This is a genomic window from Anabaena sp. CCY 9910, assembly GCF_963920875.1.
In the GTDB taxonomy this organism is placed as follows: Bacteria; Cyanobacteriota; Cyanobacteriia; order Cyanobacteriales; family Nostocaceae; genus Trichormus; species Trichormus variabilis.
In genome coordinates this window covers 47,221-57,488 of the sequence record NZ_CAWUDJ010000043.1, presented here as the reverse complement: position 1 = coordinate 57,488, position 10,268 = coordinate 47,221, and the positions used below count along the sequence as shown (strand labels likewise).

8 protein-coding genes are annotated in these 10,268 nt (G+C 43.1%); 5 read left to right on the top strand and 3 right to left on the bottom strand.

Going from position 1 to position 10,268, the window contains the following annotated elements:
* Nucleotides 1-201 precede the first annotated feature (201 nt).
* Nucleotides 202-771, top strand: coding sequence for a hypothetical protein (locus ACM5QX_RS23985; RefSeq protein ID WP_414755830.1), 570 nt, complete (start codon nucleotides 202-204; stop codon nucleotides 769-771).
* Between the two features lie 100 nt (nucleotides 772-871).
* Here ACM5QX_RS23985 and ACM5QX_RS23980 read toward each other — a convergent pair whose 3' ends face one another.
* Both ACM5QX_RS23980 and smc read right to left on the bottom strand, forming a co-directional pair.
* Nucleotides 872-1,852 (bottom strand): PRC-barrel domain-containing protein, encoded by a 981-nt coding sequence (locus ACM5QX_RS23980; RefSeq protein WP_414755829.1) that lies wholly within the window; start codon nucleotides 1,850-1,852, stop codon nucleotides 872-874.
* Nucleotides 1,853-1,910: 58 nt separating this feature from the next.
* On the bottom strand, nucleotides 1,911-5,534 hold the full coding sequence (smc, locus tag ACM5QX_RS23975; RefSeq protein WP_414755828.1) for a chromosome segregation protein SMC: 3,624 nt from the start codon (nucleotides 5,532-5,534) through the stop codon (nucleotides 1,911-1,913).
* Nucleotides 5,535-5,816: 282 nt separating this feature from the next.
* On the opposite strand from smc, the gene ACM5QX_RS23970 reads away from it, so the two are divergent.
* The 4 genes from ACM5QX_RS23970 (at nucleotide 5,817) to ACM5QX_RS23955 (ending at nucleotide 9,640) form a co-directional block, all read left to right on the top strand.
* Nucleotides 5,817-5,981, top strand: coding sequence for a hypothetical protein (locus tag ACM5QX_RS23970; protein ID WP_414755827.1), 165 nt, complete (start codon nucleotides 5,817-5,819; stop codon nucleotides 5,979-5,981).
* Between the two features lie 161 nt (nucleotides 5,982-6,142).
* Nucleotides 6,143-7,504 (top strand): NAD(P)/FAD-dependent oxidoreductase, encoded by a 1,362-nt coding sequence (locus ACM5QX_RS23965; protein WP_414755826.1) that lies wholly within the window; start codon nucleotides 6,143-6,145, stop codon nucleotides 7,502-7,504.
* A 70-nt stretch (nucleotides 7,505-7,574) separates the two neighbouring features.
* Nucleotides 7,575-7,766, top strand: a complete 192-nt coding sequence (locus ACM5QX_RS23960) for a hypothetical protein (RefSeq protein WP_414755825.1) — start codon at nucleotides 7,575-7,577, stop codon at nucleotides 7,764-7,766.
* Nucleotides 7,767-8,278: 512 nt separating this feature from the next.
* Nucleotides 8,279-9,640 (top strand): NAD(P)/FAD-dependent oxidoreductase, encoded by a 1,362-nt coding sequence (locus tag ACM5QX_RS23955; RefSeq protein ID WP_414755824.1) that lies wholly within the window; start codon nucleotides 8,279-8,281, stop codon nucleotides 9,638-9,640.
* A gap of 145 nt (nucleotides 9,641-9,785) precedes the next feature.
* Here ACM5QX_RS23955 and ACM5QX_RS23950 read toward each other — a convergent pair whose 3' ends face one another.
* Nucleotides 9,786-10,169 carry a hypothetical protein gene (locus tag ACM5QX_RS23950; RefSeq protein WP_414755823.1) on the bottom strand — a complete coding sequence of 128 codons (384 nt, stop codon included), beginning with the start codon at nucleotides 10,167-10,169 and terminating at the stop codon, nucleotides 9,786-9,788.
* Nucleotides 10,170-10,268: the final 99 nt, after the last annotated feature.

The window sequence follows — 10,268 nt, the reverse complement described above, 5'->3', positions numbered from 1 at the left end:
TTCAGTTAAGAGAATGGTAGGTTGGGTGGAGCGATAGCGGAACCCAACAAAGTATGCGTGAATGTTGGGTTCCGTTCCTCCACCCAACCTACACCAGTCTAAGTTGTTGCCTTAACTGAACTGTATTGGAGTATGAACACCATTTAGTCTATAAAACGGGAAATATAAGTTAAATACACACGTTGAAATAGGTCTTACTTTATGATTTTTGGCTTAAAAAGTCTGACTAATCTATCGATATTACTGGTATTAGTCGGTATCAATAATCCCCATCCTTCGGCTATAGCTAAGACAAATAATCAAACGCAGCTATTAGCACAACGACCAGCTAGAACTGTTAATTCTCAGCCACATAAAGTTTTTCAACCTATTCTGCCGAAGTTAAAACAAAAGAGTCAAATTAAGATTTTATTGCCTAAATATATTCCTGAGTCGGATGGAACAAACCCAATTTACGCCATTATTGAAACTTCTACACCGAAGAAATATGACATTCTCTTGGGTTTCAGTCCTGATTGTACTGGTGGGACGGCTTGTCGTTTAGGTGTGGTTTCGGCGGAGGCTGTCACGGGTTCAACGCCGCGCCTCACGGGGAAACGGGTGAATTTAGCTAGGGGTATTGCTGGCTATTTTGTGGATTTTAGTTGTGGTGCTAATTGTTCTGATGCCACTTTGACGTGGCGACAACAAGGGGTGCAGTATAGTTTTGGGTTGAAGGCAGGCGATCGCAATTCTCTCATCAAAATGGCTAATTCTGCTATCAATCCTTAATGTTGCATTGCCATTAAAAACAATACAGAAGAAGACGCGATGAATCGCGTCTCTACGTGGTTATTTGGCGTTATTTTGGTCTTGTGAAATCACCAATAAATTAATATCCGCCTTCTTCTTCGTATTCTGGCTGTCTTTCTTTGACTTTCTTGGGAATGTTCACTGGTTGGGGTGGTGTGTCGTCCCAAGCATCACTTTCTACATCATCATCATAATCGTCGTAATCTTCGGTGTAGGGCTTGCTGTAGGGTTTAGCAGGGGGCTGATACCTGTCTCTACCTGTGGCTTCACTCCAATTGTCTTCTTCTTCGTCTTCTTCGTATTGAATTGACTCGTATTGGCGCGCCTTCATAACTTGGCGCTGTGGTCTTTCTTCTTCGATGTAGTCCTCAGTCCATTCTTCCTCGGCTACGGGTTCGGGGGTGCGGACTTTGGGTTTTGGTGGCTGTAAGGGTACGCCGCTAGGTAGCTGATTTGATGGTGCGACGGCGCGGGGTGCAGAATAACCATATTCTTCGTCTGCGTCTCTTTCCCAAGGCGCTTTACCAATACCCAGGCGTTCGAGAACACCAACTGTTAACTGATTTACCCGTTCTTCAGCTCCTTCAAAGACAATCAATCTGTTGGGGCCGGTGCTGACTACTTCTTCTATGGATATTTCGTAGGTGCTTAAGAATTGGTCGGGAATTTGGGGGAGTCCCAAGGAGGCGATGACTATGGTGTTGAGCTTACCGGTTTCGGCTTCAAACCTAAAGCCCCGCACTCTACCTAAAACTTCGCCTGTTTCGGTGATGACTTCCCAGTTAATTAAGTTACTGAGGGCTTCAACTTCAATATCTTCGATGACATCTTCGTTATCAACTAAGATCACATCGCCATATTGGTGGATGCTGCTAAGGTACATATAGCGGGGCAGACCAGAGATAGAGATCAGGCTGTCTCGCAAACCAAGAGCCACAACCTCTCTTTGATCAATATCCACCCAAACTTGACTGACGATTCCTAACCGTTTGCCGTTGTCGCGGGTAATTACCTGCGTATTTAATATGTCGGAACGCCTAATTATTTGTTCAGAGGTCATTCTATACGGAGTCCTGATCTCGAATCCGGTTTATCTATACACTATTATTAACAAAAACTCAAGCAGATGTATTCGAGGATGATAACTTAATTCCCAAAACTTGAGTATAAGCTCCTCGTGCTTGAGTAACGCCGATTGTGCGTTCGGCTGATTCTATCATCGGACGGCGCAAACTCACAACTATGAACTGTGCCTGTTGGGCTTGTTGTTTAATCATTCTTGACAATCGTTCTACGTTTGCCCCATCAAGGAACATATCTACTTCATCAAAGGCGTAAAAAGGTGAGGGGCGGTAGCGTTGCAGGGCAAAGATAAAGCTTAAGGCGGTGAGGGATTTTTCACCACCGGACATGGAGGCGAGTCTTTGGACTGGTTTACCTTTGGGGTGGGCGACTAAGTTTAAGCCACTGTTAAAGGGGTCTTCGGGATCGTCTAATTGCAGGTAGCCGTCGCCGTCGGACAGGGTGGCAAAGATGGATTGAAAATTTTCATTTACAGCGTCGAAGGCTTCTTTAAAGGCGATTTGGCGCAAGGTGGTGAAGTTTTCAATGCGGAGGAGTAGTTCGGTGCGTTCTCCTTCTAATGTCTCTAATTTTTGGGTGAGTTCTTCTAAACGCTTTTGGGTGCGTTCGTATTCTTCCAACGCCAGCATATTTACAGGTTCCATCGCTTGGAGGCGTTTAGAGAGCGATCGCAATTCTTTCTGCAATTCTTCTAAGTCTACCTTGTCTGGGACTTCTGGCAAAGGGTCGGGCAGTTCTGGGACTAGTTCCTGTAACTGGCTTTGTAAGGCGGTTAAGTCTTCCCGGCGTTTGAGTTGGGTTTCTTCCAGCTTTTGAATTTCCCATTCTAATTGTTGCTGACGCAGGAGGTGCGATCGCACTTCTTGTTCGATGGTGTCGCGTTTTTGTTTTTCTGCGCCGAGATGTTGTTCTAGTTCGCTGAGTTTGGTGCGGGTTTGGGTGATTTGTGCGTCTATGGTTGTGGTTTGTTGGGAGACGCGATGAATCGCTTCTGTACAAGTGGTTTGTTGGGTTTGATATTCGGTGATGCGTTGTTGGGCTTCTTGGATGCGTTCTTGTAAACGCTGTTGTTGATTTTCTAGATTTTTTAAGCGTTGTTCGGCTTCCCTAAAGGCGGTTTCCCGTTGTTGGATTTGTTGTTCTTGGGTTTTAATTGTCGCCTGAATTTGTTGCCATTCGCTGGGGGTTTGGGAGGCTTCTAACTCCGCTAAGGTGTGGCGTAGTTGTTGTAACTGGCTTTCTTGTCCTGGTAAGTCTCTGTCGAGAATTTCCAGGCGAGATTGGGCTGTGGTAAATTTCTCGGTGTTTTGGGTGAGTTGCGATCGCGTCCCTGTTAATTGGGCTGTTAAACTCTTAATATCTTTTTGCAACTGTTCCAACTGTAACTGCTGTTCTCGCCTTGCTTGTCGGGTTTCCGTGAGTTCTTGGGATAGTTGTTTGGCTTTGATCGATAAATTAGCGATCGCATCACCACAACGGTTTAAAATCCGATCAATATCGGCTAAACGCTGTTTTAAGCTAACGGCTTCATCTGATTCTGCGGCTTCTGTATTCCCAAATCGCAACGCCGAACGCTGGTTACTACTACCCCCAGTCATCGCGCCACTGGTTTCTAGTAGTTCCCCATCCAAAGTAACGATGCGATATAAACCGAGATTTTTCCGCGCCGTATCCAAGTTGGCGAAGACTACCGTATTACCGAAAACGTAATTGAAGATGTCTTTATAACGGCGATCGCAGTCTACCAAATTTACAGCATAGTTAATAAAACCATTCGCTAAACGCAGCGTTGCATCCTGGGTAAATTTGTGAGCCTGAATTTTATTTAACGGTAAAAACGTCGCTCTCCCAGCCCGTTTTTGTTTGAGTAGTTCAATCCCGGCGGCTGCTATACCATCATCTTCCACCACAATGTGTCCCAGCCGCGCCCCAGCCGCAATTTCTAACGCTAATTGAAACTTGGGTTCTACCCTTCCCAAATGTACCACCAAGCCGCACACCCCAGGCATTCCTGACTGGATAATCACCTTACTGGCTTGAGTTCCTTGTACCTCTTGCTGTGCTTGTGCTTGCGCCTCAATTCTATCTAGCTGGCGTTGTTTGTCCCGTTGTTCTTGCAATAGGCGCTTTTGGGTATCCTGCTGGATTTGTAATTCCTGTTCTGTGGCTGCAAGATTTTGGGCTAAATCTTGAATAGGTTCACTAGATGTATTAAATTCTGTTTCTATGCGTTCACAATCGGCTTGTTTCTCCGCCAATTGCGGTTCTAAATTAGCAATTAACTCAGTTTGCTCCTCAATTAACTGCTGTAACTGGTGATTTCGTTCCCGTAGTTGCGCCTGTTCCGTGCGTTGCGGTTCCAAAGTTTGCAACACAGTCTCAATTTGTCGGTTCAACGCCGTTTGTTGCTGTACCCACGCCTCCGACGCTGAGGCGATTTCTGCGGCTGCTTCGCGGGACTTTTCCAACGCTTGTTGTGCTTCATCCCGTTGCTGCTGACAATAGACAATGGATTGTCTTTCTAAATCCTGTGCTTGCGCCAGTTCACCCAAACCTTGCTGATGTTGTTGGATATCTTGCTGAGTTTGCGCTAAACGTCTGGTAGTTTCTTGCAAAGCCGCGTCTAATTCCGTTTGCTGACGTTGGAGTTGCTTCCGTTCCGCTTCTTGGGTAGCTAGGGTAGATTGTACCGCCAGCAGTTCCTCTTCCCCCATTGCTTTCACATGAGCATTTAGCTGTTCCAGTTCAGCCGTTTTTTGGTTAATTTCTGTATTTAAGCTTGCCAGCTGAGTTGTCAGTTCCCCATAATGGCGATCGCCTGCTTGAATATCTGTAACTAACTTCTCTTGCTGTGCTTGTAGGGAACGCCAAGATAACACCGCTTCCCAACATTGCTTTTCTAAAAACTCCGTGCGTAACTTTTGATACCTCTCCGCCTTCGCTCTGTCTTGGGAGAGGCGATCGCGTTGTAAAGTTAACTCAGACTCAATAATCCGACAACTATCTTCCTTATCCTTCACCTCATCCAAAGTTCCCTTGGCTTGGTGAATCTTCCTATCAAAGGCCGCCACCCCCGCCAACTCATCAATAATTTCCCGCCGTTCCTTCCCCTTCATGGAAATAATGCTGGTGACATCCCCTTGTAACACCACGTTATAACCTTCAGGGTAAATCCGCAGCCTCTCCAACTCCTCATGTAACTCCGTCTGCGTCGCCGAAACCCCATTGATGTAGTAATTAGACGTATAACTCCCCTGATGCGTCACCCGCAGCTTCCTAGTTACACTCCATTCTGTAGCTTTGTGACCATTCCCATTTACACTAGGCGCTTCATCCTGGGATAATTCTTCACCACTGACAACTGACAACTGACTACTGACATCCACCAAATCAGATAAATCAAACGTCACCGTCACCACAGCTTCCACCGCCGAGCGACTTTTCGCCGTTTGAGTATTATTAACCAAATCCGGTAAGCGGTCTGCTCGCATCCCCTTAGAACTGGCTAATCCCAAACAAAACAACAGCGCATCCAAAATATTAGACTTACCCGAACCATTAGGCCCAGATACGACAGTAAAACCCGACAGCAATGGGACAGAGGTCGTACCGCCGAAGGATTTGAAATTGGTAAGTTCTACGCGCTTAATATGCACCATGCAGTGCTAGTTAACTGAATGTTAATGAAGAACAAGTGTATCAATTAATGAAAAATTCTCAAGTAGTCTCAGGGAAAATTTAGAATATTCCCAGAACCCAGAGCAGGTAAAGAGAGTTTAACAGCGAATTGCCACAATTGGTATAGTTTCAATCAGCCGAGTCATCTGAGATTTTAGTTACCAAAATTGTCAACTATCATTTTTTCACGCTGTTATTGACTGGTTTGCTAACAGTTGTTAGGTGTGATTTGATTAACCATTCGTCTGCGATTCCCGAATTTCTTGGGAGAAAATATTCTAATTTTCCCTGAACAGCAGAATATTGATGAACTAATTGTAATTGCGGCAGCACTTTTTGATAACGAGTATCAAGACCTAATTACTGTTGCTTTTAAAAAAGCTGGGATTCTTACCCTCCAACTGCATAAAGCTTATCGCTCAAAATGATAACTACCACAACTGTGTAGCTTAAGTTACTCAATGTTTGTCTTTTTAGTAACTTTAAGCAATTTTTTATATGTTCAAAATAAACAGAAATAATTGTGACATTTTTGATACAAATTTGTTAAGAATAGTTACAGCAGTCGTAACACAAGGAAATAATTCTTATGGTTGAAGCACTTGATAACAACCCACCACATAAAGTTGTGATTGTCGGTGGCGGTTTTGGTGGATTGTATGCAGCAAAAGCCCTGGCTAAAGCTAAAGTAGACGTGACTCTCATCGACAAGCGGAACTTTCACCTATTTCAGCCACTACTTTATCAAGTTGCAACAGGGACGCTATCACCAGCAGATATTTCCTCGCCTTTACGCGCAGTATTAAGTAAAAGCAAGAATACTCAAGTATTGCTGGGAGAAGTAAATGATATTGACCCAGAAGCACAAGAATTGGTGATGGGTGATGAAAAAATTCCCTACGATACCTTAATTGTCGCCACTGGTGCAAAGCATTCCTACTTTGGTAAAGATAACTGGGAAGAATTTGCACCTGGTTTGAAAACTGTAGAAGACGCTATCGAAATGCGTCGCCGCATCTTTACAGCTTTTGAAGCAGCCGAGAAAGAAAAAGACCCCGCAAAGCGTCGTGCTTGGTTGACCTTTGTAGTTGTCGGTGGCGGCCCTACTGGTGTAGAGTTAGCAGGAGCGATCGCAGAATTAGCATACAAAACCCTTAAAGAAGATTTCCGCAACATCGACACCACCGAAGCCCAAGTCATCCTCCTAGAAGGCTTAGATAGAGTCCTCCCTCCCTTTGCGCCAGAATTATCCCAGGAAGCGGAAATATCCTTAAAGCAGTTGGGTGTGGTTGTCAAGACAAAAACCTTGGTAACCAACATTGAGAATGATATCGTCACCCTCAAACAAGGTGAGGAAATCAAAGAAATTGCCTCCAAGACTGTATTATGGGCCGCAGGTGTGAAAGCATCGGCAATGGGGAAAGTTTTAGCCGAACGAACTGGGGTAGAATGCGATCGCGCCGGCCGAGTCATCGTAGAATCAGACTTAAGCATTAAGGGACACAGCAATATTTTTGTTGTGGGAGACTTAGCCAACTTCTCTCACCAAAATGGTAAACCCCTCCCTGGTGTTGCACCCGTCGCTAAACAAGAAGGTGAATACGTCGCCGCATTGGTTCAAAAACGCCTGCAAGGTCAAACCCTACCAGCTTTTAACTACACTGATAAGGGTAGTTTAGCGATGATTGGGCAAAATGCAGCCGTTGTAGATTTAGGATTCATCAAACTCAAAGGCTTCTTTGCATGGTTGTTCTGGTTAGTGATTCACATCTACTTCCTGATTGAGTTTGATAATAAGTTAGTAGTCATGATTCAATGGGTATGGAATTATGTGACTCGCAATCGTGGCGCTAGATTGATTACAGGCCAAGAAGTGGCTTTAGAGGTGAAAGCTGTCAACAATAACGGTCATTATCAGGCTACAGAAAAGAGGTTGCCGGTTAATGTCTAGGATTAAATAGGTAATTGGTAATGCTGAAAATAGTTACCGTTTGACCGAAGCAATAAAAGTAGGGTGGGTAATGCCCACCTTATTATGGTTTTGGTGGGCTATGCCTACCATACAAATACTTAATACCAATTCGATTAATGATTGCAAAACATCCTTGGGTGAAGACGCGATGAATCCTTTGGATGAAGAAGACGCGATTCATCGCGTCTCTACAAATGGTTTATTTGTCGCATTTTTTTCAAATTGGTATAACTTTTTATAGCTATCGCCAGTAGTTTTAGGACATCAATAGATGATACAATCTAGATACAATAAGACTTTTAACCCAGTCCCCAGTCCCCAGCTATAATTCATTCTTTCTAATTACTTATTAGCCCGAAATGTGTGGAATAGGTATCTTGCTTTATGGAGGCAAAATACCTATTCCATAATTATTTTTAGCTTATACGTTTACATATATTTATTAATATATTTGAGAGTATTTACTCACTATTAATAAACATAATTATTTAGAGATTTATTCTCAATAAAAACATAGTTCTGGCAAGAAAATTAAACATGATTTTGTCAAGTATACCTAATAGATAAACTTTAAGATGCCTACAAAATAGGAGTTTCAATATGGCAAATAGAAAATAACGTCTTGTGAATAGTAAATTTGATTAATTTAACTATTTTTACAATTGTTCAAAACAAGCGGTAACAAATCTCATAACTTTGTTACAAATCAATTAAGAATAGTTACATTTCTCTGAACGCAAGGAAATTTTTATTATGGTAGCTTCACTTGAACCACATCAGGTTGTAATCGTTGGTGGTGGCTTTGGTGGACTGTATGCAGCAAAAGCACTGGCTAAAGCTAATGTAAATGTTACTCTCATCGATAAACGTAACTTTCACTTATTTCAGCCACTTTTATATCAAGTTGCGACAGGTACGCTATCACCGGCTGATATTTCCGCACCATTGCGCTCTGTACTCAGCAAAAGTAAGAATACAAAAGTGTTGCTGGGAGAAGTTAATGATATTGATCCCAACTTACAACAAGTTATTGTAGGTGATAAAGTAGTCCCTTATGACACCTTAATTGTCGCCACAGGTGCAAAGCATTCTTATTTTGGTAAGGATAATTGGCAAGAATTAGCGCCTGGCTTGAAAACTGTGGAAGATGCGATAGAAATGCGTCGCCGGATATTTGGCGCATTTGAAGCCGCAGAAAAAGAAACAGACCCCGAAAAACGCAAGGCTTTCTTGACTTTTGTGATTGTGGGTGGTGGCCCTACAGGAGTAGAATTAGCTGGAGCGATCGCCGAGTTAGCATACAAGACGCTCCAAGAAGATTTCCGCAACATCGACACCTCAGAAACCAGAATACTACTATTGCAAGGTGGCGATCGCATCCTCCCACACATTGCACCAGAATTATCCCAAGCAGCCACAACATCTCTGCGAGAGTTCGGTGTGGTTGTCCAGACAAAAACAAGAGTGACAAGTATTGAAAACGACATCGTTACCTTTAAGCAAGGCGATGAATTGCAAACAATAACCTCCAAGACTATATTATGGGCAGCAGGTGTGAAAGCATCGGCGATGGGGCAAGTTTTAGCCGAACGAACTGGGGTAGAATGCGATCGCGCCGGACGAGCGATCGTTGAACCAGACTTAAGTATTAAAGGACACAAAAATATTTTTGTTGTGGGAGACTTAGCCAACTTCTCTCACCAAAACGGTCAACCTCTTCCTAGTGTTGCACCAGTCGCCATCCAAGAAGGTGAATATGTCGCCAAATTGATTAAAAAACGCTTGCAAGGTAAAACTCTGCCAGCCTTCAAATATAATGATCACGGTAGCCTAGCGATGATTGGGCAAAATGCAGCCGTTGTAGACTTAGGCTTAGTCAAGTTGCAAGGCTTCTCTGCATGGGCATTCTGGCTATTAATTCACATCTACTTCCTCATTGAGTTTGACAGCAAATTATTAGTCATGATTCAGTGGGCTTGGAACTACTTCACTCGCAAACGTGGTTCAAGATTGATTACTGGAAAAGAATCACTAGCATTTGCCAACAATTTTGACGATAGCAACGCTACAAATAATTACGCATCAGCCAGCAATAGACAGCCACTAAATGTCTAGTTGTTCCATGATTAATTCCGTCGTAGGGTTGTGCAAGTGTACAGCCCTACACTTATTGATATAAAAATTTTAGTCTGTATAGAAATTATGCGATCGCCTAATTATCCATGAGAGGCGATCGCATTTATAAAAATATTTCCCTTCTTTAGCCCCTGTCCTCACCAAATCGTTTTTGCAACATCAACCAATCCTGTGGCTGCATAATTAATTTGGAAATAGGTAAGCGTTTCCACTCACCATCTTGTTTGAGTAATATCTTTTTGTGTGCTATTTTTACGTCTTCAGGAGAATTGTAACCGTAGATGCGTTGTGGCCATCCTAAAGGTGTGTGAATAATAAACTGTTTATCTTCGACGGTGATATAAGGCTTATGCCAATATGCCCACCCTAAGAAGATGATGATAATTCCAATGATGATGCTAATGCTGAATTGACCTCTAACCAGGAGAATGCCGCCCAAAACTAAATTTAATAACCCTAAGGGAATGAATATATAGCCGAAAGTTTTGTTGTAATGCAGTCTCATCATCAAGTTCTCATTGGCTTGTAATTGATCTGATCAAAGATAACAGCCAGACAAAGCCATAGTCAGGAGTAAAACAGTTAAAATCTCGGTGCGAAAACAAAC